20 protein-coding genes and 1 tRNA gene are annotated in these 22,627 nt (G+C 73.7%); 15 read left to right on the top strand and 6 right to left on the bottom strand.

All coding sequences use genetic code 11. The annotated features are described in order from the left end of the window. Positions 1 to 72 precede the first annotated feature (72 nt). Positions 73 to 1,932, top strand: a complete 1,860-nt coding sequence (locus K329_RS29815) for a serine/threonine-protein kinase (protein WP_052337079.1) — start codon at positions 73 to 75, stop codon at positions 1,930 to 1,932. Positions 1,933 to 1,997: 65 nt separating this feature from the next. Here the strand turns inward: K329_RS29815 and glgX are convergent, their stop codons facing one another. Next, positions 1,998 to 4,199 (bottom strand): glycogen debranching protein GlgX, encoded by a 2,202-nt coding sequence (gene glgX / locus K329_RS0117985; protein ID WP_043644149.1) that lies wholly within the window; start codon positions 4,197 to 4,199, stop codon positions 1,998 to 2,000. Positions 4,200 to 4,355: 156 nt separating this feature from the next. Between glgX and K329_RS0117980 the strand changes: the two genes are divergently transcribed. The 12 genes from K329_RS0117980 to fbaA all read left to right on the top strand — a co-directional run bounded on the left by K329_RS0117980 (position 4,356) and on the right by fbaA (position 15,378). Then, on the top strand, positions 4,356 to 5,075 hold the full coding sequence (locus K329_RS0117980) for a YoaK family protein (RefSeq protein WP_245596594.1): 720 nt from the start codon (positions 4,356 to 4,358) through the stop codon (positions 5,073 to 5,075). A gap of 115 nt (positions 5,076 to 5,190) precedes the next feature. Continuing rightward, positions 5,191 to 6,702, top strand: coding sequence for an MDR family MFS transporter (locus K329_RS27760; RefSeq protein WP_245596593.1), 1,512 nt, complete (start codon positions 5,191 to 5,193; stop codon positions 6,700 to 6,702). Positions 6,703 to 6,755: 53 nt separating this feature from the next. Beyond that, on the top strand, positions 6,756 to 7,901 hold the full coding sequence (locus tag K329_RS0117970) for an acyl-CoA dehydrogenase family protein (protein WP_028474132.1): 1,146 nt from the start codon (positions 6,756 to 6,758) through the stop codon (positions 7,899 to 7,901). Between the two features lie 158 nt (positions 7,902 to 8,059). Continuing rightward, positions 8,060 to 8,935: a DUF559 domain-containing protein gene (locus K329_RS27755; RefSeq protein ID WP_052337078.1), complete on the top strand. Its 876-nt coding sequence runs from the start codon at positions 8,060 to 8,062 to the stop codon at positions 8,933 to 8,935. A gap of 49 nt (positions 8,936 to 8,984) precedes the next feature. Continuing rightward, entirely contained in the window at positions 8,985 to 9,551 is a 567-nt protein-coding gene (thpR, locus tag K329_RS0117960) for an RNA 2',3'-cyclic phosphodiesterase (protein WP_028474131.1), read from the top strand. 272 nt (positions 9,552 to 9,823) lie between these two features. Beyond that, complete coding sequence (locus K329_RS0117955) at positions 9,824 to 10,339, top strand: hypothetical protein (RefSeq protein WP_028474130.1); 516 nt, start codon at positions 9,824 to 9,826, stop codon at positions 10,337 to 10,339. A gap of 199 nt (positions 10,340 to 10,538) precedes the next feature. Then, on the top strand, positions 10,539 to 11,060 hold the full coding sequence (locus K329_RS0117950; RefSeq protein WP_028474129.1) for a hypothetical protein: 522 nt from the start codon (positions 10,539 to 10,541) through the stop codon (positions 11,058 to 11,060). A gap of 40 nt (positions 11,061 to 11,100) precedes the next feature. After that, positions 11,101 to 12,132, top strand: a complete 1,032-nt coding sequence (locus K329_RS0117945) for a MauE/DoxX family redox-associated membrane protein (protein WP_028474128.1) — start codon at positions 11,101 to 11,103, stop codon at positions 12,130 to 12,132. Positions 12,133 to 12,143: 11 nt separating this feature from the next. After that, positions 12,144 to 12,698 carry an orotate phosphoribosyltransferase gene (gene pyrE, locus K329_RS0117940; RefSeq protein ID WP_028474127.1) on the top strand — a complete coding sequence of 185 codons (555 nt, stop codon included), beginning with the start codon at positions 12,144 to 12,146 and terminating at the stop codon, positions 12,696 to 12,698. Between the two features lie 128 nt (positions 12,699 to 12,826). Further along, entirely contained in the window at positions 12,827 to 13,534 is a 708-nt protein-coding gene (locus tag K329_RS0117935; RefSeq protein ID WP_052337288.1) for a DedA family protein, read from the top strand. 85 nt (positions 13,535 to 13,619) lie between these two features. Beyond that, a complete protein-coding gene (locus K329_RS0117930; RefSeq protein ID WP_028474125.1) occupies positions 13,620 to 14,279 on the top strand; it encodes a TrmH family RNA methyltransferase in 660 nt (219 codons plus the stop codon). Positions 14,280 to 14,343: 64 nt separating this feature from the next. Then, complete coding sequence (gene fbaA / locus K329_RS0117925; protein WP_028474124.1) at positions 14,344 to 15,378, top strand: class II fructose-bisphosphate aldolase; 1,035 nt, start codon at positions 14,344 to 14,346, stop codon at positions 15,376 to 15,378. Positions 15,379 to 15,470: 92 nt separating this feature from the next. Here fbaA and K329_RS29810 read toward each other — a convergent pair whose 3' ends face one another. The 3 genes from K329_RS29810 to K329_RS0117910 all read right to left on the bottom strand — a co-directional run bounded on the left by K329_RS29810 (position 15,471) and on the right by K329_RS0117910 (position 18,009). Beyond that, entirely contained in the window at positions 15,471 to 16,778 is a 1,308-nt protein-coding gene (locus K329_RS29810) for a hypothetical protein (protein ID WP_052337077.1), read from the bottom strand. Positions 16,779 to 16,863: 85 nt separating this feature from the next. Continuing rightward, positions 16,864 to 16,937: transfer RNA gene (locus K329_RS0117915), tRNA-Pro, on the bottom strand. A 79-nt stretch (positions 16,938 to 17,016) separates the two neighbouring features. Beyond that, positions 17,017 to 18,009, bottom strand: coding sequence for a metallophosphoesterase (locus K329_RS0117910; protein WP_425411497.1), 993 nt, complete (start codon positions 18,007 to 18,009; stop codon positions 17,017 to 17,019). A 35-nt stretch (positions 18,010 to 18,044) separates the two neighbouring features. Here K329_RS0117910 and K329_RS0117905 point away from each other — a divergent pair, with 35 nt between their 5' ends. Both K329_RS0117905 and K329_RS0117900 read left to right on the top strand, forming a co-directional pair. Next, a complete protein-coding gene (locus K329_RS0117905) occupies positions 18,045 to 18,503 on the top strand; it encodes a GatB/YqeY domain-containing protein (protein WP_028474122.1) in 459 nt (152 codons plus the stop codon). A gap of 153 nt (positions 18,504 to 18,656) precedes the next feature. Beyond that, positions 18,657 to 18,851 carry a DUF3073 domain-containing protein gene (locus K329_RS0117900; RefSeq protein ID WP_028474121.1) on the top strand — a complete coding sequence of 65 codons (195 nt, stop codon included), beginning with the start codon at positions 18,657 to 18,659 and terminating at the stop codon, positions 18,849 to 18,851. Between the two features lie 59 nt (positions 18,852 to 18,910). On the opposite strand, the gene K329_RS0117895 is transcribed toward K329_RS0117900, so the two are convergent. Both K329_RS0117895 and K329_RS0117890 read right to left on the bottom strand, forming a co-directional pair. Then, positions 18,911 to 20,008, bottom strand: a complete 1,098-nt coding sequence (locus tag K329_RS0117895; RefSeq protein WP_028474120.1) for a Glu/Leu/Phe/Val family dehydrogenase — start codon at positions 20,006 to 20,008, stop codon at positions 18,911 to 18,913. 106 nt (positions 20,009 to 20,114) lie between these two features. Beyond that, a complete protein-coding gene (locus K329_RS0117890; RefSeq protein WP_157571818.1) occupies positions 20,115 to 22,607 on the bottom strand; it encodes an SCO7613 C-terminal domain-containing membrane protein in 2,493 nt (830 codons plus the stop codon). Between the last annotated feature and the right edge of the window lie 20 nt (positions 22,608 to 22,627).

Below are 22,627 nucleotides of genomic sequence, written 5' to 3'. Positions count from 1 at the left end.
GCGCGGGGCCGACGGAAGCGGCGTCGGACGGGTTCGGCACTCCGCGATCGGTACGACGGAGGGACCACCGAGATGACTGAGCGCTTCGTGCCCGGGCCGGGGAGCGACTTCGGCAGCTACCACGTGGGTCGCCAGCTCGGTCGCGGCGGCATGGGCATCGTCTACGAGGCCACCCACCGCGGCCTCGAGCGCCAGGTGGCGCTGAAGTTCCTGCCGCCCGAGATGGCCGACGACGCGTCGTACCGGGAGCGCTTCCTGCGCGAGGCCCGCACCCTGGCGCGGCTCGACTCCCCGCACATCGTCGCCATCCACGACGCGGGCGAGCTCGACGGCTGGCTCTACCTGGCGATGCAGCTGGTGCGCGACGGCGACCTCGGTCAGCGCCTGGCCGCCGACGGACCGCTCATGCCCCTGCGGGCGCTGCACGTCGTGCGGCAGCTGGCGATCGGTCTCGACGCCGCCCACGGGGCCGGCGTGCTCCACCGCGACATCAAGCCCTCGAACGTGCTCCTGCGGGTGCTGCCCGACGGCACGCTCCACGGCTACCTCTGCGACTTCGGCATCGCGGCCGCCGGGGTCAGCGACCAGACCCGCACCGGCACCGTGGTCGGCACCTGGGCCTACCTCGCGCCCGAGCGCCACCACGGTCTGCCCGCCTCCACCGCCAGCGACCTCTACGCCCTCGGCTGCGTGCTGTGGGCGACGCTCACCGGTCGCCCGCCGTACTCCGGCACCGACATGGAGGTCGCGCTCGCCCACGTGAACGCGCCGGTCCCCCAGCTGGCCGTCCGCGGGCCCCTCGACGCCGAGCTCAACACCGTGCTCCGCTCGCTGCTCGCCAAGGACCCCGCCCAGCGCCCGTCCTCGGCCGCCGTCCTCCGCCTCGAGCTGGAGGCCGTCGTGGCCCGCATCAGCCGGGGCGGCGGCGCGGGTGGCTGGTCCCCGTCGTACGACCCCGACCCCGCCACCATCCTCGGACCCGCCGTCGCGCCGGGCGGCTCGGTGCCCACCGCGGCGCCCACCGCCGGTCCGACCGCCGCCGCCGACCGGTGGTCGCCCGTGCCGGTGCCGGGCTCCGGGCAGCACCCCACCCACGTCGGCCAGCAGCACGCGTACGGCGGCCAGGGCGCGCCGTACCCGGCGTTCGCGCAGCAGCCGGGTCGGCCCGGCGCACCGCGGAGGAAGGGCCTCGTCTGGGGCGCGGCGGCGCTGGGCGCCGCGGTGCTCGTCGGCGGCACGATCGTCGGGGTGTCCCTGATGGGCGGCGACGGTGACGACGACCCGACCGACGACACCACCACGTCGGCCGGTCCGGACGGCGAGCTCGGCTCGCTCGCCGGGCTGAGCGCGGAGGAGATCTTCGACGAGGCGACAGCGGCCACGGCGAGCGCGTCGTCGCTGCGGCTCGTGGGCGACTTCGCCGACGGCGGCCAGAGCGTCGGGGTCGACCTGTTCCTCGGCACCGACGGCTGCGAGGGCACGATGGCGCTCAACGGCGACACGGTCGACCTGCTGGGCGTCGACGGCACCTACTGGTTCCGGGCGGGCCAGGAGTTCTGGGAGGCCCAGAGCAGCGGGGGCCTCGACGACCTCGCGATCGGGCTGCTCGTCGACAAGTGGGTGCTCGACACGTCGGGCGACTTCGCCGAGTTCTGCAACATCGAGTCGTTCCTCGGCGACGACGACGGCCGCCCCACCGACTTCGAGACCGGTGAGACCCGCCGCGTGGGCGGTCAGGAGGCGGTGCAGATCAGCTACACCACCAGCGACGGCACCGAGACGGTCGCCAGCGTCGCGGTCGCGGAGCCCCACTACTTCCTGCGCGCCGACCAGGGCGCGACGAGCACGGCCGACCTCACCGACTTCGACGAGCCGTTCGATCCCGAGCCGCCGCCGGCGGACGAGGTCGTGGATCCCGAGAACGTCTTCTGACGCACCGGGCCGGGGCGAGCGTGCGCTCGCCCCGGCCCGGGTGGTCGTGCTGCGGTGCCGGCCCGTCAGGCCTCGTCGCTCATGGCGGCGATGCTGGCCGCGACCGAGTGGTCGGGCTCCTCCTCGGGCGCCGAGTGCTCGCGCAGCACGACGACGCTCTGGGAGGCGACGGAGAGACGGGAGCCGGCCTCGCGCGGCTGGTCGTCGGCGAGCGTGCCGCCGGTGTCGATCACGACGTCCCACGCCGCGGCGTACTCGTCGGGCGGCAGCACGACCTCGCAGTCGCCGTCGGCGTTGAAGTAGAGCAGGAAGTGGTCGTCGGTGATGCGCTCGCCGCGCTCGCCGCGGCCCTTGATGCCGTAGCCGTTGAGGTACATCCCGAGCGCCTTGCCGTACGGCTCGGAGGTGTCCTCCCAGTCGGCGTCCTCCATCGGGCGGCCGTCGAGGTGCAGCCACACGATGTCGTTGAGGCGGTCGCCCTCGGCGCCGTCGGGCACGCGCACGGGGCCGCCGGTGAAGAACCGCTTGCGACGGAACGTCGGGTGGTTCTTGCGCAGCCGCACGACGGCGGCCGTGAACTCCACCAGCGGCTTGTCGGCCTTGTCCCAGTGCACCCACGCGATCTCGGAGTCCTGCGCGTAGGTGTTGTTGTTGCCGTCCTGGGTGCGGCCCAGCTCGTCGCCGTGCAGCAGCATCGGCACGCCCTGGCTCAGCAGCAGCGTCGCGATGTGGTTGCGCTGGGCGCGGGCGCGCAGCTCGAGCACCTCGGGGTCGTCGGTCGGGCCCTCGACGCCGAAGTTCTGCGAGCGGTTGTGGCTCTCGCCGTCGTTGTTGTCCTCGCCGTTGGCCTCGTTGTGCTTCTCCTCGTACGACACGAGGTCGCGGATGGTGAAGCCGTCGTGGGCGGTGACGAAGTTGATGCTGGCGAACGGGCGACGTCCGGAGTGCTCGTAGAGGTCGCTCGACCCGGCCAGGCGCGAGGCGAACTCGCCGAGGGTGTGGTCGCCGCGCCAGAAGTCGCGCACGGTGTCGCGGTACTTGCCGTTCCACTCCGTCCACTGCGGCGGGAAGCCGCCGACCTGGTAGCCGCCGGGCCCGACGTCCCACGGCTCGGCGATGAGCTTGACCTGGCTGACCACCGGGTCCTGCTGCACGAGCTCGAAGAAGGTCGCGAGGCGGTCGACGTCGTAGAACTCGCGCGCCAGCGCGGAGGCGAGGTCGAACCGGAAGCCGTCGACGTGCATCTCGGTCACCCAGTAGCGCAGCGAGTCCATGATCAGCTGCAGCGAGTGGGGGTGGCGCACGTTGAGGCTGTTGCCGGTGCCCGTGTAGTCCATGTAGTACTGCTCGTCGTCCTCGACGAGGCGGTAGTACGCCGGGTTGTCGATGCCCTTGAAGCTGAGCGTCGGACCGAGGTGGTTGCCCTCCGCGGTGTGGTTGTAGACCACGTCGAGGATGACCTCGATGCCCGCGGCGTGCATCGCCTTGACCATCGACTTGAACTCCTGCACCTGCTGGCCGGCCGCCTCGTTGACGGCGTACGACGCGTGCGGCGCGAAGAACCCGATCGTGTTGTAGCCCCAGTAGTTGCGCAGGCCCTTCTCGATCAGCGTGTTGTCCTGCACGAACTGGTGCACCGGCATGAGCTCGATGGCGGTGACGCCGAGCTTCGTGAGGTGCTCCGTGATGGCGGGGTGCGCCAGCCCGGCGTACGTGCCCCGCAGCTCCTCCGGCAGGTCGGGGTGCAGCTGCGTGAGGCCCTTGACGTGCGCCTCGTACACGATCGTGTCGTTGTACGGCGTGCGCGGCCGGCGGTCGCCCTCCCAGTCGAAGAAGGGGTTGATGACGACGCCGTGCATCATGTGCGGCCCGGAGTCGTCGTCGTTGCGCGACTCGGGGTCGCCGAAGGTGTAGGCGAACAGCGACGGGTCCCAGTCGATCTCGCGGCTGGTGGCCTTCGCGTACGGGTCGAGCAGCAGCTTGGCGGGGTTGCAGCGCAGGCCGGCGGACGGGTCCCACGGGCCGTGCACGCGGTAGCCGTAGTGCTGGCCCGGCTGCACCGTCGGCAGGTAGCCGTGCCACACGAACGCGTCGGCCTCGACCAGCTGCACGCGGGTCTCGACCCACTCGCCCGGCTTCTCGGGGTCGGGGTCGAGAAGGCAGAGCTCGACCTTCTCGGCGGCCTCGCTGAAGAGCGCGAAGTTCGTGCCGCTCCCGTCGAACGTTGCGCCGAGCGGGTAGGCGTGCCCCGGCCAGACCTCAACCATGTGTTGCTCCCTCAGTGGATGTCGGGACGAGCCCCGGTGCGTGGATCGATCCAAGCACAGGGTCCCGTACCCACCCGGCGCTTCGGTGCCCCAGGAGCGCGGGGAGAATCACCCGGTGAACGGGACGGACCGGGGTAGGGGCGAGGAGACGCGGCGGTGAGCGGTACGACGACGGAGCGGCGTGGCCCGGTGGGGCGGTTCGCCGCGGTCCCGGTGACGCGCGTGCACCTGCTGCTGATGCTCGCCCTGACCTTCGGCACGGGCGTCATCGACGCCGTCGGCTACCTCGGGCTCGACCGGGTCTTCACCGGCAACATGACCGGCAACGTGGTCATCCTCGGCATGGCGATCGTCGGCGCCGACGACCTGCCGATCCTCGGGCCGGTCGTCGCCCTCCTCGGCTTCATGGCGGGCGCGGCCCTGGCCGGACGCACGCTGCGGTCGACGGGCGAGGCGTGGGGCGGGCGCTCGTCGCTGCTGCTGGGCCTGGTCGCGGTGCTGATGCTCGGCTGCGCCGCCGGCCTCGCGGTCGTCGACGACCCCGACCACGTGACCGCCGCCGTCGTCACCACCGTGCTCGGCCTCGCGATGGGCGTCCAGGCCGCCGCCGCCCGGGTCGTGGCGGTCAAGGACGTCACGACCGTCGTCGTCACCTCGACCCTCACCGGCCTCGCCTCCGACTCGGCGCTCGGTGCCGGCAAGCCCGGGTCGTCCGCGCGCCGGGTCGCCGCGGTCGTCCTGATCCTGCTCGGCGCGGCGGCCGGTGCCCTGGCCCTGAAGCACAGCCTCGTGCTCGGCCTCGTGCTCTCCGGCGTGCTCGTCACCCTCGTCGCCGTCGTCGGCGAGGTGCACCGCAGGCTCCAGCCCCGCGACTGAGGCCGGTCGCGCGGCCCCTCCGTTCGCGGTAGGTGCCACCCGTTCCACGGGTACGAGGTACCGCGAACCGCAACCCAAGGAATGCGCCGGCCCGTACGCCGGTTGCCGCCTGGATGTGAGCGGTCCCCGGCAGAGCGACGTGAAGCGGGCCGACATCGGCCTGCGCAGCGAGCGCGGACCGGTGCTGGGCGCGGTCATGCTGTCGACGGGCCTGGTGGCGCTCGACGCGACGATCCTCGCCACCGCCGTGCCGGCCGTCGTGGACGACCTCGGCGGGTTCGCCCAGTTCCCGTGGCTCTTCTCGATCTACCTGCTCGCGCAGGCCGTGACGGTGCCGCTCTACAGCAAGCTCGCCGACGTCTTCGGCCGCAAGCCGGTGATGCTGGCGGGGATCGCCACCTTCGTCGTGGGCTCGCTGCTCTGCGGGCTGGCGTGGAGCATGGGCTCCCTCATCGCGGCCCGCCTGCTGCAGGGCATCGGTGCCGGGGCGGTGCAGCCGATCGGCATGACGATCGTCGGCGACATCTACTCCGTCGCCGAGCGCGCCAAGGTCCAGGGCTACATCGCAAGCGTCTGGGCGGTCTCCTCGCTCGTCGGGCCCGCCCTCGGCGGCCTCTTCTCCGACTACCTCTCGTGGCGCTGGATCTTCCTGATCAACCTGCCGCTGGGCCTCGCGGCGTACGTGATGCTCCAGCGCGGCTTCTCCGAGCAGGTCGAGCGGCGCCGGCAGAGCATCGACGGGCTAGGCGCCCTCCTGCTGACGGGCGGCTGCGGACTCCTGCTGCTCGGCGTCCTCGAGGGCGGTGTGCGCTGGGAGTGGGCGTCAGGACCGAGCGTCGCGATCCTGGGGACGGCGGTGCTCCTCCTCGGTGCGTTCGTCCTCGCGGAGCGCCGCGCCACCGATCCCGTCGTGCCGGGGTGGATCCTGCGCCACCGGACGGCCGCCGCCGCGACCGCGGCCGGCTTCGTCGTCGGTGTGCTCACGCTGGGGCTGTCGTCGTACGTGCCCGTCTACGGCCAGCAGGTGCTCGGGTCGAGCGCGGTGGCCGCCGGCGCCGCACTGGCGGCGATGAGCATCGGCTGGCCGATCGCCGCCTCCAACGCGGGCCGCCTCTACCTGCGGTTCGGCTTCCGCGCGACGATGGTGCTCGGCGCCGCCGTCACCGTCGCCGGGGGAGCGCTGCTGCTCACCGTCACCGCCGACAGCTCGATCTACTACCTCGCCGTGCCGTGCTTCGTGATGGGCCTCGGGTTCGGGCTCGTCGTCAGCCCGTCGGTGATCGCGGCCCAGGCCGCGGTCGACTGGGGCGAGCGCGGCGTCGTGACGGGCATGACGATGTTCGGCCGGTCCGTCGGCAGCGCCGTCGGCGTGGCGGTGTTCGGCGCGGTCGCCAACGGGTTGATCGCCCGCGACGCCGGCGGTGTCGTGCCCGAGCTCGCCGACCTGCCGGCCGGCGTGCTGGATCCCGCCGTGCGCGCGGTCTTCGCGCTGGCCGCGGCCCTCACGCTGGTGCTCGTCGCGGCGGTGCTGGTGATGCCCGGACGACGCGGCGCGGCCGCCGACGACCGCACGTCCGGTCCGCCCGCCGCCGGGCCCGGCACGGGGTCCGGCACGAGCGACGACTGACGCCGTACGGCGACGTCTTGGCGCCGTTGTTACCTGCGAGTAGTCTCCGGCGCATGAAGCGTGAGATCTACGACGAGGACCACGAGGCCTTCCGCGGCTCGGTCCGCGAGTTCCTGGCCCGCGAGGTGGAGCCGCACCTCGAGTCCTACATCGAGAACAAGGTGCTGCCGCGCGAGTTCTGGCTCGCCGCGGGCGCCCAGGGGTTCCTCGGTCTCGAGATCCCCGAGGAGTTCGGCGGGTCCGGCGCCGGCGACTACCGGTTCAACGCCGTGCTCACGGAGGAGCTGGCGCACGTCAACATGGCCTTCGCGTCGTGCGTCGGCATCCACGCCGACATCGTCGCGCCGTACCTGGTCGAGCTGACCACGGAGCAGCAGAAGAAGCGCTGGCTGCCGGGCGTGGCCGCGGGCGAGATCCTCACGGCCATCGCGATGACGGAGCCGTCCGGCGGCTCCGACCTCGCCGCCCTGAAGACCACCGCCGTGCGCGACGGCGACGAGTGGGTCATCAACGGCTCGAAGACGTTCATCACCAACGGCTACTCGGCCGACCTCGTGGTCGTCGCCGTGCGCACCAGCCCGGAGAAGAAGGCCAAGGGCATCACGCTCTTCGCCGTCGAGGCCGACCGTCCGGGCTTCAGCCGCGGGCGCAAGCTCGACAAGGCCGGCCAGCCGGAGTCCGACACCGCGGAGCTCTTCTTCGAGGATGTGCGCGTCACCGACGACGAGATCATCGGCGAGGTCGACAACGGCTTCATCCACATGATGCAGAAGCTGCCGCAGGAGCGGCTCAACTGCTCCGTCGCGAACCTCGCCCACGCCGCGCAGATCCTGCGCGAGACCCTCGACTACGCCAAGGAGCGCAAGGCGTTCGGCCAGGGCGTCGGCTCGTTCCAGCACAACAAGTTCCTCTTCGCCGAGCTCTTCACGCAGATCGACGTGGCCCAGTCGTTCATGGACGCCTGCGTCGCCGCCCACGCGAAGGGCGAGCTCACCCCGATCGACGCCGCGAAGGCCAAGTGGTGGAGCTCGCAGGTGCAGAACGACGTGCTGGACCACTGCGTCCAGCTGCACGGCGGCTACGGCTACATGAACGAGTACCGAGTGACGCGCGCCTGGCGCGACGCCCGCGTCACGAAGATCTGGGCCGGCTCGAACGAGATCATGAAGGAGCTCATCGGGCGCGACCTGGGGCTCTGACGCCTCGCCGGGCCGCGTAGCCCGACGACGCACGCACGAGATTCGTAAGACGTCCTCCGAAACGCCCGGATCAGGGCCTGGCGGGGGACGTTTTGCGATTTCCGTGCAGCCTGTGGAGAGCGCTGGTGACCCCCGCGGCCGTGGGGAAGGAGCTCCCCATGACCGACGTGACCCCGCCCGAGGCGCTGACCATGCTCGGGGGCATCGCCACCCGTGCCCGGCTCGACGAGATGTGCGAGAGGTCCGCGATCGAGAGCGCCCTCGCCGACGGCGAGATCGTGCGCGTCACCCGCAGCCTCTACCGGCTTCCCGACGTCGACCGCGCCCTGCGCCTGGCGGCCGAGCTGCGGGGGCGGCTGGGTGCGCTCAGTGCTGCTCAGGCGCACGGCTGGGAGATCGCCACGGCCCCGAGCAAGCCCTGGGTGATGATCGCTCGCGGCAGCCGGGCCACCACCACGACCCGGGCACACGTGTTCTGGGGCGAGGCCGAGGACCACGACGACGGACTGGTCACGAGCCGGCGCCGGACGGCCGTCGACTGCGCGCGGCGGCTGCCGTTCCGCGACGCGCTCTGTGTCCTCGATTCCGCTCTCCGGCACGGCCTCGACCACGAGACCCTGGTCGCGGACGCCCACGCCGTTCGGGGCAAGGGCGCCGCAGCCGCGCGTCGGGTCGCGGCCCTCGCCACCGCCGAAGCCGCCAACCCCTTCGAGTCGATGCTGCGGGCGCTCGCCGTCGAGGCCGGCCTCGAGGTCCGGGCCCAGGTCGAGATCGAGGTCCCCGACGCTGATTCGCCCGGCGGCACCCGGACCCTGCGGCCCGACGTCGTCGACCGCGAGCGCCGCCTCGTCCTCGAGGCCGACTCCTGGCAGTTCCACGCCGGCAAGGAGGAGTTCCAGACCGACTGCTGGCGCTACACCGCCCTGGTCGTCGAGGGGTGGACGGTGCTCCGCTTCACCTGGTGGCAGGTCATGCACCACCCCGAGTGGGTGGTCGCGTGCCTCCGCGCCGTCGCGCTCCGCGGGGCGGCCTGACGCCAATTCACGTGCGGTCACCGCGCCGCGCGCCGTAGCGTCGAGCCCGATGCGCCTCTTCACCGCCCTGGTCCTGCCCGACGACGTCCGCGAGCACCTGGACGACTTCCTCGACGTGCGCCGTGCCGCCGGTGACTTCCGGTGGTCGCCCGCCGAGACCTTCCACGTCACTCTGGCGTTCGCCGCCGACGTCGACGAGTGGCGGGTCGACGAGGTGCTCGAGCGCACCGCGGCGGCCGCGCAGCGCCGTACCCCGTTCGAGGCCCGCGTCGCCAGCGGTGGCACCTTCCCCGCGGTCGACGCCGCCCGGGTGCTCTGGGCCGGTCTCGCGCTCGACGGCCACGGGGCCGAGCAGCTCGACCTCCTGGCCGCCGGTGCGCGTACGGCGGCCAGCACCGCCGGGGCCGAGGTGGACGGCGGCCGGTTCCGGCCGCACGTGACGGTCGCCCGGTCGGGCCTCCCGGTGCCGATGGGTGACTGGGTCAAGCTCCTCGACACGTACGTCGGGCCGACCTGGACCGCCGACGAGGTGGCCGTCGTCGCGTCCCACCTCGGTGAGGGGCCCCGACGTCGACCGCGCCACGAGGTGCTCGCGACGGCTCCGATCGGCGCCTGATCCATCCTCCTCGTCCGGCCGCCCGCGGCGGGCTGGTCTAGACCATTGATCTTGAGCGGGATCGCCAGATCGCATGACGACTGTCCAGCATTTCCCTCGCCGCCTTGTCCAGAGGCTCGCCGCAAGTCGTCGCCCGGTCTAGACCGCACCCCCTGATCGGGACAAATTCAAGCCCGATCTTGAGGTCAAATCCCTTCACGCAGGATGCGCCACCTGATTCGTGCTTACTGTCCTCAGGTCAGGGTTTCGAAGTTCCATCTGGGGAGCGCCACATGTCTGATCTCACCGAGTCGCGGTCCGAGGGCCGTCGCACCTACAGCCGCCGTTCCGTGACCCGCGCCGCCGCGTGGTCCGTCCCGGCCGTCGCCGTCGTCTCGGCCGCGCCGGCGTTCGCCGCGAGCGCCGTCGACGTGGGTGCGTTCGCCCTGCGCGGCTCCTGCGGCACGCTCGGCCTCCTCGGCCCGGGCTTCACGCTGCAGGCCGGCCCCACGACGCCGCTGCCGGTGGGCACGAGCGTCATCATCACGGGCTCGGGCGTCGCCAACATCGGCGTGTTCTCCGTGTCGGGCGGCACGGCTGACGTGCAGGTGCTGTCGCCCACCTCGCGCCAGATCACGGTGACGTCGGCCGTCCCGGCGGGTGCGACCATCGCCTTCCGCACCACGCTGTCGATCTCGGTGGCCTTCCAGCTCAACGCCGTGGCGACCCTCCCGTCCGGCTACAGCGGCACGGGCGCGAAGACCGCGGGCAACGTGTCGTCGACGCTGATCCTCTGCTCGGCCAACTGATCCACCCGCGAGGCGTCGTCGCGATCCGTCAGGGGTTCGGGGCGACGCTCGCGGGCGGTCCGGGCTGACGTTCGCGGCGACCTTCCCGGTCCAGCCCCTGCTGCTGGTGTCGAACGATCCGTTCGGGCCACACGGCACCTTCCGAGTCCCTATCCTTCGCAGGACGGGGGTCGGAAGTCCGAGCGGGGGAGCGTCAGCCATGCCAGACCTGATCGAGGGGTCGCGGCCCGCGGGTCGTCGCAGCTACAGCCGTCGGTCGGTGACCCGTGCCGCTGCCTGGTCCGTCCCGGCGGTCGCCGTCGTGTCGGCCGCACCGGCCTTCGCCGCGAGCGCCGTGGACGTGGGGGCGTTCGCGCTACGCGGCAGCTGCGGCGCCAGCGGCATCGTCGGCCCGGGCTTCCTCCTCACCGCCGGCCCCACCGCCCTCCCGGTCGGTAACACCGTCATCATCACGGGGTCGGGCGTCGCCGACATCGGCACCTTCCGGGCGACGGGCGCGGGTACGGCCACCGTGACGTACCTGTCCGGCTCCTCTCGCTTCGTCACCGTGACGACCGAGATACCCGCGGGCGAGACCATGGCCCTCCGCACCTCGCTGTCGACCGCGACGCAGACGTTCCAGCTCAACGCCGCCGCGTCCCTCCCGGAGGGCTACACCGGCACGGGCGCGAAGACGGCGGCCATCGTGTCGTCGACGACGACCCTCTGCAACGCCACCTGAGCCAACGCCCGCGGCGCAGCCGACCCTGACCGAAGGACCCATGAGCGCCCTCCTCGTCGCGACCGCCGGCACCCTCCTCGGGGTGCTGGCGGTCGCGGCGTGCGCCAAGCTCCGCGACCTCGACGGCACCCGGGCCGCCTGGCGCGACCTCGCCCCGCCGGTGCTGCGACCCGTCCCCGGCGCGCCGCTGCTCGTCGCCGCCGAGCTCGCCTGCGCCGTCGGGCTCCTGCTGCCCGGCGCTGCCGGCCGCGCGGCCCTCGTGCTCACCGTGTGCCTCTTCGTCGCCTTCACCGCCGCCCTCGCCGCGGCCGCCCGCCGCGACGTCCCGGTCGCGTGCGGCTGCTTCGGCTCCTGGTCGCGGGAGCCGGTCGACGCCGTCAGCGTCCTCCGCACCGCGGGCCTCACCGTCGTCGCGGCCGTCGCCCTCGTCGCCGGGTGGTCCGACCCGGGCCTCGTCCGGGCGCTCGCCGACGCCACCGACCGCGGCGACCTGCCGGCCGCCGTCCTCGGTACGGCGCTCCTCGCCGCCCTGCTGGCCGTCTCGTTCGCGGTGGCCGCGCTCCGCCGTACCCCCGGCACGACGGCGCCCGCCACCAGCGGCCCCGGCGTCCTCCCCGCCCTCCCGGCGCTCACCGACCTACCCGTCGACCTCACCGGCGCGCCCGTGCCGGCCCTCGAGCTGGTGGACGTCGACGGTGTCTCGCGCGACCTCGCCGACCTGGCCCGGGGACGCGCCCTGCTCGTCGTCGTGGCCTCCACGGGCTGCGAGCAGTGCACCGGAGTACTGCGCGACCTGCCGCACTGGCTCGACGAGGTCGGGCCGGGCGTCGGCGTCGCCGTCGTCACCTCGTCGGCCCGCGACGACTTCACCGCGGCGTACCCCGCCCTGCGCGACCGGACCTACCTCGGCTCCCACGGCGTGCGCTCCTTCTTCGGGATGCCCGGCACGCCGGCCGCCGTCCTGCTGGGCGCCGACGGCGCCGTCGCGACCCGCACCGCCCTCGGCGCCGACGAGATCGGCGGTCTCATGGCCGGCACGCTCGCCGCCGTCGAGGCGGCCGCCCGGCGCTAGGCTGACCCTCCGTGAGCACCCCTGACGCCGCCGCGAGGCGCACCCTCATCGAGCAGGTCAACACCAAGGCGATCGTGCGCGGCCAGGTGACGCTGAGCTCCGGCAAGGTCGGCGACTACTACGTCGACATGCGCCGCGTGACCCTCGACGCGGCCGCCGCGCCCGCCATCGGCCAGGTCATGCTCGACCTGACCGCCGACTGGGAGTACGACGCGGTGGGCGGCCTCACCCTCGGTGCCGACCCCGTGGCCACGGCGATGCTCCACACCGCTGCCGCCCAGGGCCGCACCCTCGACGCGTTCGTCGTGCGCAAGGCCCAGAAGGTGCACGGGCTGCAGAAGCTCATCGAGGGCCCGCCCGTCGCCAGCCGGCGGGTGCTCGCCGTCGACGACACCTCCACCACCGGCGGGTCGGTGCTGGAGGCCGTCGCCGCGCTCCGCGACGCCGGGGCCGAGGTCGTGGGCGTCGCGGTCATCGTCGACCGCGACACCGGCGCGGCCGAGCACGTCGAGGCCCAGGGCGTGCCCTACCGCTTCGCCGTCGGCAAGGACGAGCTCGACATCTGAGCGGAGGCCCTTCGCGGGATGCGGACTGACGCCCCCGTCTTCCGCAGGCCCGGGTCTGCACCCGACGCCGTACGAGGGCGCCTCGCCGATGCGGCCCCCACCCAGGGTGGCTCCGTATCCTCGTGCCCGTGACTGCAGCCGGCCAGACCCTCCTCACCGTCGCGGCGACGACGGACCCCGACGAGCTGACCGGGTTCGCCGGCTGGGCGGTCGACCTCATGGAGAAGATCGGCCCGATCGGCGCCGGCATCGCGATCGCGGCGGAGAACCTCTTCCCGCCGCTGCCGAGCGAGGTGATCCTGCCGCTGGCCGGATTCACGGCCAACCAGGGCGACTTCACGCTGTTCGAGGCGATCTTCTGGACGACGGTCGGCTCCGTCGTCGGCGCCGCGGTCCTCTACTGGCTGGGTGTCGCGTTCGGCCGCCAGCGCATGTACTGGGTCTGGGACCGCATGCCGCTGGTCAAGACCGAGGACCTCGAGCGCACCGAGGCGTGGTTCGCCCGGCACGGCAAGAAGGCCGTCTTCTTCGGCCGGATGATCCCGATCTTCCGGAGCCTGATCTCCATCCCGGCGGGCATCGAGCGGATGTCGTTCCCGCTCTTCCTCCTGCTCACCACCGCGGGCAGCCTCATCTGGAACAGCATCTGGGTGATGGCGGGCTACTTCGCGGGCTCGCAGTGGGACAAGGTCGAGCCCTACATGGGCATCGTCCAGAAGGTCGTCATCGTCGCCGTGGTCCTCGCCGTCGCCGCGTTCGTGATCTTCCGTGTCCGCTCGATCCGCCGCTCACGCCACCACACCAACCCGCTCGACGACGAGCGCGACCCGGCCTGAGCCGGTCGGCACCGTGCCCGATCCCGTGAGCGGTCCCGAGGCCCGGCAGCCGTCGTACGACGCGGGCCGCGCGCCGTACGACCCGATGCCCCACGGTCCTCCGGAGGTCGGCGTCGGCCCCTGGCCCGGCGGCCCCGAGGCGTGGCCGAGCGGCGAGCAGTACGACGCGGAGCTGCTCGCCGGGGGCGACCGGCGCAACGTGGTCGACCGCTACCGCTACTGGCGCCTGGAGGCGATCGTCGCGGACCTCGACACGCGCCGGCACGGCTTCCACGTCGCCATCGAGAACTGGCAGCACGACTTCAACATCGGCACGATCGTGCGCTCGGCCAACGCCTTCCTCGCCGCGGAGGTGCACATCGTCGGCAACCGTCGCTGGAACCGGCGCGGCGCGATGGTCACCGACCGCTACCAGCACGTGCGCCACCACGCGTCGGTGCCCGAGCTGGCGTCCTACCTGCACGGCCTGACCACCCCCGTCGCGCTGCTCGGCATCGACAACCTGCCGGGCTCGGCGCAGCTCGAGACGATGGCGGTGCCGCACGACGTGTGCTTTCTCTTCGGCCAGGAGGGTCCGGGTCTCTCCGCGCAGGCGCGCGGGGCGTGCGACGGCACCTTCTCGATCGCGCAGTTCGGGTCGACCCGGTCGATCAACGCCAGCGCGGCCGCCGCGATCGCGATGCACGGCTGGATCCGGCAGCACGCCGACCTCGGCGCCCCCGACGGCTCGGTCTGGCGCGGCTGACCCGACGGTCCCGCGTCCCGCTAGGGTGGCGAGGTCGCCCACGTGCTACCGAGGAGATCCACCGATGCCCATCGCCACCCCCGAGGTCTACGCCGAGATGCTCGACGCGGCCAAGACGAAGTCGTTCGCCTACCCCGCCATCAACGTCTCGTCGTCGCAGACGCTCAACGCCGCGCTGAAGGGCTTCGCCGACGCGGGCTCCGACGGCATCATCCAGGTCTCGACCGGTGGCGCGGAGTACCTCTCGGGTCCGGCCGTGAAGAACATGGTCACCGGCTCCGTCGCGTTCGCGGCCTACGCCGCCGAGGTCGCCAAGAACTACCCGGTCAACATCGCGCTGCACACCGACCACTGCCCGAAGGACAAGCTCGACGGCTTCGTCCGTCCCCTGCTCGCCCTGAGCAAGGAGCGGGTCGACCGCGGCGAGAACCCGCTGTTCCAGTCGCACATGTGGGACGGCTCGGCCGTGCCGCTCGAGGAGAACCTGCAGATCGCGGAGGAGCTGCTCGCGCTCTCCGCCGCCGCGAAGATCGTCCTCGAGGTCGAGATCGGCGTCGTCGGCGGCGAGGAGGACGGCGTCGAGGGCGGCATGGGCGACCACCTCTACACGACCCCCGAGGACGCGCTGGCCACCGTCGCCGCGCTCGGCACCGGTGAGAAGGGCCGCTACCTCGCGGCGCTCACCTTCGGCAACGTGCACGGCGTCTACAAGCCGGGCAACGTGAAGCTCCGGCCCGAGATACTCAAGGCCGCGCAGGAGAGCGTCGTCGAGAAGCTCGGCCTCGCGGCCGGCTCGAAGCCGTTCGACCTGGTCTTCCACGGCGGCTCGGGCTCCACGGCCGAGGAGATCAGCGCGGCCGTCGACTACGGCGTCATCAAGATGAACGTCGACACCGACACGCAGTACGCGTTCACGCGCCCGATCGCCGGCTGGATGCTCGCCAACTACGAGGGTGTCCTGAAGGTCGACGGCGAGGTCGGCAACAAGAAGCAGTACGACCCGCGCGCCTGGGGCAAGGCCGCCGAGGCCGGCATGTCGGAGCGCGTCGTCGTGGCCTGCCAGGACCTCCGCTCGGCCGGCACCACGCTGGGCGCCTGACCCCGTCCTCCGTACGACGCGAGGCCCGGACCCCCTCGGGGTCCGGGCCTCGTCGCGTCCGGGGCGGGTCGGCACCGCCGACCCCGTGACGCCTAGTCGGTGTCGATGTTCTCCGCCAGCTTCGTGGTCATGAAGTGCGACAGCTGGAAGGTGACGACGGACGTCACGGGCACGATCACGAGCATCGCCCAGGAGAAGATGACGTCGATCAGGAACACGAGCGAGACGACGGCCACGAGCCCGATGGCGAGGAAGGTGGTGCTGCCGGGGTCGGGCACGTCCCACGCCCGCAGCAGCCGCGTGCCGAGCACGACGCTCGCCACCATGATCACGATGAGCACCAGCAGCACGGGGCGTCCGCACGACCCGGTGCCCTGGATGACGGTGCACGCCTGCAGGGAGACCGCGCTCGAGGCCGCGATGAAGAGCCCGCAGAGCACCCCGGTGACGACGAGCGCCGCCGTGACGCCGAGGGCCGGGAGCGAGACCTCCGCGAGCCGTCCGCGCAGGCGCTCGGCCCGCGACGGGCCGGGCTCGGGCGCGACCTCTTCCCCCGCCTCGGTCGCGGCGACCGGCGGGGCCGTCTCGACCAGCACGTCGGTCTGCTCGGCCTGCGGCGCGCGCTCGGCCTCCACGGCGGCGGGCGCGACGGCCCGTGCGACGGCCGGGGCGGGGGCCGGCGCGGGGTCGACCTCCGCCGCCCGCGCGGCGGCCTCGACCAGCACGGGGTCCTCGACGGGCTTCGGCGGCGTCACGCCCGGGGGAGCCGGCTTCGACACCGTCGTGGTCACGGCGGGCGCGATCTCGGTGGTCCGCCGCTGACGGCGGGCGGTCAGGCCGCCCAGCCGGCCCCCGACCCGCTCGCGGGCCGACGACAGCCCTGCCCTCGCGCGGTCGGTGGCCACGGGCGTCGTACGGCGCGGCTCGGGCTCGGTGTCGGGCTCGGTGTCGGGCTCGGTGTCGGGCTCGGTGTCGGGCTCGGGCTGGGTGTCCGGCGGGGGCTCCGGCTGCTCGTCGACCGGGGCGGCGCGCTCCACCGCTGCGAACGCGGCCAGCAGGGGAGCGGTGGGGGCCTCGCCGACGGGCTCGGGCTCCGGCAGCGGCTCCGGCGGAGCGACGGGTTCCGGCTCGGGCAGCGGCTCGGGAGGCGCGACGGGCTCGGGCGGCGCGACAGGCTCGGGCGGCGCGACGGGTGCCGGCTCGGGCAGCGGCTCCGGCTCCACGACCGGCTCCGGCTCGACGGCGACCGGCCCCTCGACGGTCGGCGCGACAGCGACGGCGGCGGGCGCCTCGACGTCCTTCGCCTTGTCCTTCTTCTTCCGGCGTCGCCCGAACGAGGGCAGCTCGAGGGACAGCTCGAGCTCCTTGTCCGAGCGGGACCCCTGGTCCTTCTCCACCATGCGGCTGAGTGTGCCACGCGGCCCCGGACGGCGGCCGGTGAAATGCAAGCGGGCCCGGGATCCTCGCGGATCCCGGGCCCAGCTGTCGGGCTGACAGGATTTGAACCTGCGGCCTCCTCGTCCCGAACGAGGCGCGCTACCAAGCTGCGCCACAGCCCGATCGTGTGCCTTCCGGCCCACGAGCGTCCGCGAGCATACCCGAGCCGGCGGCGACCTCTGCAATCGGCCCCGCCCCCGGTCAGGAGGGGTCGGGGAGGGGCTTCGGCGTGAGCGTCAGGAGGGTCGCCTCGGGCCGGCAGAAGGTCCGCAGCCGCACGTACGGGCTGGTCCCGAGGCCCGCCGAGACGTGCAGCCACGACGACCCCGGGTCGTCGGGGGACGAGTCCGCCGGGTGCCGGTGCAGGCCCTTGGCGCGGGCGGTGTCGAGGTCGCAGTTCGTGGTGAGGGCGCCCTTGAACGGCAGGCACACCTGGCCGCCGTGGGTGTGGCCGGCGATGACGGCGTCGTAGCCGTCGTACGCGAACTGGTCGAGCACCCGCAGGTACGGCGCGTGGGTCACCCCGAGCAGCACGTCGGCGTCGGCGCCCATGCCGACCCGGGCCGGCCCGGCGACGGCGTCCAGGTCGTCGTACCCCAGGTGCGGGTCGTCGACCCCGGCGAAGGTGAGCCGCAGGTCGCGCACGAGCAGCGTGTCCCGGCGGTTGGTGAGGTCGACCCAGCCGGCCTCGGCGAACGCGTCGCGCAGCCGGCGCCACGGCAGGTGGGGCGTGGCGACGGCACGGCGCCCGTCGTCCGGCAGGAGGTAGCGCAGCGGGTTGCGCGGCGACGGCGCGAAGTAGTCGTTCGACCCCAGCACGTGCACCCCCGGGACGGCGAGCAGGTCGCCCAGGGCGTCGAGCAGGGCCGGCACGGCGTCCGGGTGGGAGAGGTTGTCGCCGGTGTCGACGACGAGGTCCGGCGCCGTGGTCGCCAGGTCGCGCAGCCACGCGAGCTTGCGCTCCTGCGTCGGCAGCAGGTGGATGTCGGAGAGGTGCAGCACCCGGAGCGGGCGGGCGCCGGGCGGCAGCAGCGGCACGCTGACCTCGCGCAGCGTGTACTGCCGGGCCTCCCAGGCGGCGTACGCCGTGGCCGCCGCCCCGGCCGCGACGCTGCCCAGCAGCCCGCCGCCGACGACCCCGGCGATCGTCCGCCTCGAGGAGGTGGGGCGACGGGAGGCGGCGGACAAAGCGATGGGCGGCACGCGCACAGGCTGCCACAATGGCTTCCATGAGTGCCCTCAAGGACCGCCTCCGCGCCGACCTCACCACCGCCATCAAGGCGCGTGACGACGTGCGCTCCTCCACGCTCCGCATGGTGCTCACCGCCGTGACGAACGCCGAGGTCGCCGGCAAGGAGGCCCGCGAGCTCTCCGACGACGACATCGTCGGCCTCCTCTCGACCGAGTCGAAGAAGCGCCGCGAGGCCGCCACCGCGTTCTCGGAGGGCGGTCGCGCCGAGATGGCCGCCAAGGAGCGCGCCGAGGCCGGGGTGATCGCCGACTACCTGCCGGCCCAGCTCAGCGTCGAGGAGATCTCGGCGGTCGTCGCCGACGCGATCGCCTCGACCGGAGCCGCGGGCGAGGGCATGCGGGCCATGGGCAAGGTGATGGGCGTCGTCCAGCCGCAGGTCAAGGGCAAGGCCGACGGCGGGGCCGTGGCGGCCGAGGTACGGCGCCAGCTCGCCTGAGACGGCCCTGAAAGGGCGGTTTCGCCCACGGCGTAGTCCGAAACACGCTCCGGGTGTGCGGGAACGACCAGCGAGCAGGTAGCGTGGCACCCACGACACACAGGACAGACCGGGCGCCTCTGAGCCCCGGCCAAGCGCGAGGGGGTCGACCCTATGGGGCGCGGCCGAGCAAAGGCCAAGCAGGCGAAGGTCGCACGCGACCTGAAGTACCGCACGCACGACACCGACCTCGGTGCGTTGGCGCGGGAGCTGCACGGCGATTCGGATGACGAGGACTCCACCCCGGTGGAGCCGACGAGCGACGAGTACGACAAGTGGGCCGACTACCCCGGCCCACAGCGCGACTGAACTGATCGACCACCACCCTCCGACCCCCGGGTCGGAGGGTGGTGGTCGTTTCGGTCCGTTCAGCCCCGCAGCCAGACTCCCCGCAGACGCCCGACGTCGCGCATGCGGCGCTCGGCGAGGCGGTCCGCGGCGACGGCCGGCGTCACGCCCTCGGTCTCGGCGAGCTCGAACACCGCCGCGGTCGTGTCGAAGATGCCTGAGGCGCGCTGCTGCGCGCGCTCGAACGAGAAGCCCTCGAGCTCGTCGGCCACCTGGATGAGACCGCCGGAGTTCACGCAGTAGTCGGGCGCGTAGAGGATGCCCGCCTCGGCGAGACGCTCGTCGCTGCCCTCGTGCGGCAGCTGGTTGTTGGCGGCGCCGCACACGATCCGCGCCTTGAGGGCCGCGATGGTGTCGTCGTCCAGGGCGCCGCCCAGCGCGCACGGCGCGTAGACGTCGAGGTCCTCCCGCACGAGCTCCTCCGTCGTGGCCACGGCGCGCACGGTGGGGTACGCCGCCAGGACGCCGGCCACCGCCGGGTCGTACACGTCCGTGACGACCACCGAGGCGCCGTCCTCGATGAGCAGGCCGGTGAGGTGCCGGCCGACCTTGCCGACGCCCGCGATGCCGACGGTGCGACCGGCGAGCGTGGGCTCGCCCCAGAGCCGGGCCGCAGCGGCCCGCATGCCGCAGAACACGCCGTACGCGGTGAGCACCGAGCTGTCGCCCGCGCCCCCGTGCGCGACGGTGCGGCCGGTGACGTAGCGCGACTCGCGGGCCACGAGGTCCATGTCGACCGAGTAGGTGCCCACGTCGCAGGCGGTCAGGTAGCGGCCGCTCAGCGACTCGACGAACCGGCCGTACGCCCGCAGCAGCGCCTCGGACTTGTCCTTGCGGGGGTCGCCGATGATGACGGCCTTGCCGCCGCCGAGGTCGAGCCCGGCGAGTGCGGCCTTGTAGGACATGCCGCGGGAGAGGGCGAGCACGTCGCGGAGCGCGGCGTCGGTCGTGGCGTAGGGGTGGAAGCGGGTGCCGCCGAGGCCGGGGCCGAGGGCGGTGGAGTGCACGGCGATGATCGCGCGCAGGCCGCTGTCGGGGTCGTTGGCGAAGACGACCTGCTCGTGCTCGGTGGCGAGCTCGAAGAGGTCGGCGGGCTCGGGGTCTGCGGGGGTGCTCATGGCTCTCCTCGGTGGTTCGACGCCACGGGGGTGGGTGGCGTGCTGACGGGCGGCCACAGGGGTGGCGTGACCTGGGCGACAGCCTAGGACCCCCGGACCCCTCCCGTCAGCGCAGGCGGGCGACGTACGCCTGGCCGCGACGCAGGTCGCGCAGGCGGCCCTCCCACGTGACGCCCACGGTGACGAGCGCGGCGCCGGCGGTGAGGATCACGACGTACGGCGGGAGCTGCGCGGCGTACGGCGCGAGCGCCCGCACCAGCAGCAGGGCCCCGACGACGCCGCCGACCACGAGCGGTGCGGTCCAGCGCAGCGCGGCGCCACCGAGCACGAGCGCGAGCGACGCGACGCCGACGAGGAGGCTGCGGACGCCGGCCGGCTCGCCGAGGGCGATCAGCAGGCTCGGCACGAGGGCGAGCAGCAGACCGCTCGTGAGGACGGGGACGGTGGCCCGGCGCGGGTCGCGCAGCAGCGCGACGACACCGACGACGAGCAGGACGAGGGCACCCGGGAGCGTGTAGGCCTCGGGCGTGGTGACGCCCGTGTCGGCGAGGCGGGCCCACGACGCCAGGACGAGGAGGGCGCCGCCGACCCACCCGAGCGGACGCCGTGACGGGTGCAGCACCGACGACGCGGCGGCGGCGAGCCCGGCGACGGTCAGCTGCACGGCGACCCAGGTGAGGGGCTCCTCGACCCAGGCGGTCGTGGGGTCGGCGAGCTCGCTCCCGAAGGTCACGAGCACCACGTACGTCGTGACGCCCGTGGCCGCGACCTCGAGCGGCAGGCGCGGCAGGCCGACCACCAGGAGCCCGACGAGGAGCACGGTCACGGTGAGGCCGACGTGGGCGGGATGCTCGAGCAGGCGACCGAACGGGGCGACCACGAGCGCGACGGCGAGCGGCAGGGCGCCGGCGGCGACGGTGCCCGGCAGGCCGGTGACCCGCAGCAGCAGGACCGCGGCGCAGGCGCCGAGGGCCACGATCGCGGCACCGGCGAGGAGCGCGTCGACGGGCGCGCCGGCCCCGACGGCGGCGGTGAGCGCGACGCCACCGGTCACCCACGCCTCCGTGAGGTGGCGGTGGTGGGTCGCCAGGGCGACGCCGGCGCACCCGATCGCGGCCAGGAGGCCGACGACGACGGCGAGCGGCACGTCGTACGACGCGACGACCGCGACGCCGGTGGCGATCAGCAGCAGCACGCCCCCGCGGACCCCGCGCGTCGCGGGGACGTGCCGATCGAGGGCCGCGACGAGCGCGGCGGTCAGGGAGACGGCGGCCACGAGGGCCACCCAGGGGTGGTCGAGGTCGAGGGCCGGCTGCAGTCGCACGTCGGGCTCGGAGCCGCCGCGCACCCCGGTGACGTTCGCGGCCGCCGCCGCCAGCACGGTGAGGAGCAGGACCGCGGGCACGGCCGCGCTCACCAGCACGGGGCCCAGGAGGGCGCCCCGCCAGTCGCGGGGCACGACGTACGCCGCAGCGGCGGCCCCGAGCAGCACGAGGGACCAGCCGATCGTCGCGGCCTCGAGCGAGACGTCGTGGAGCCCGAGCACGACGGCGGCGACCGCGACGGCACCGGCCACCGCCGCGGCGCTCACCCGGAGCGGGCGGGCGAGCCACGCAGCGGCCGCCGGCAGCGCGGCGAGCCCGGCGGCGGCGAGCAGCGGCCAGACGTGGCCCTCGGTCCACAGGCCCGCGAAGGAGAGGTGCTCGGCGGCACGGACGGCGGCCACGCCGAGCAGGAGCAGCCAGGCGCCGACGGCGGTGGCGGTGGCGCCGTGCGCGAGGACCCGGAGGCCGCGGGCGCTGCCGACGACCGCGAGGGCACCCAGCAGGAGGGTCGCGCCGACGAACCCGGCGGCGGGCGACGGCACCAGGGCGACGAACCCGGTCGCGGCCAGCACCCCGCCGAGCACCACGGCGAGCTCGCCGGTGACGAGCCGGCCGACCGGCGTGCGACGCACGACCTCGGCGCCGCCCAGCCCCGCACCCGCGACGACCACGCCCATGACGACCAGCACCCCACCGAGCTCGATCTCGCCGAACCACCCGGCGGCACGCGCACCGCTCACGACGAGCAGCAGGAGGCCCGTCGTGACCGCGGCGAACGACTCGGCCGCGGCGGGCAGGGTCCGGCGGGCGGTGAGGTACGACGCCGCACCCGCGCCCGTGGTCATCGCGACCAGCACGGCGGTGCGACCGCCGACGCCGAGCAGCACCCACGCGATGGCGAGGAAGACGAGCGAGCCGACGAGCAGGCAGAACGCACCGAGGCCGAGCAGCAGCTTCGGCACCCCGGTCTCGAGCATCCCGCTGCGCGGGGCGGAGGTGACCGTGCTCCGCCAGACCGGCGCGGGGCCCTCGGGCGACGCAGCGGGTCCGGCCGTCGCGACCGCTGCGGCGGGCACGGGCGCCGGTGCCGGGGCGGCGGGGACGGCGACGCTCGCCCGCAGTGCACCGACCAGCTCGTCGGCGCGCTGGAGGGTCGAGAACAGGGTGCGGGCCAGGTCGCCCGTGAGCGGGAGACCGCAGCGGGGGCAGACCGTCCGACCGCCGGCGTACGGCGCGCGGCAGTCGGGGCACGAGGACGGGTCGGCGAAGAGCATGCGACCCATTACGTCAGCGA

The organism is Nocardioides alkalitolerans DSM 16699 (genome assembly GCF_000426525.1).
Classification (GTDB): domain Bacteria; phylum Actinomycetota; class Actinomycetes; order Propionibacteriales; family Nocardioidaceae; genus Nocardioides; species Nocardioides alkalitolerans.
Note: the sequence above shows the minus strand (reverse complement) of the source record. Positions and strands in the feature narration are given on the sequence as shown.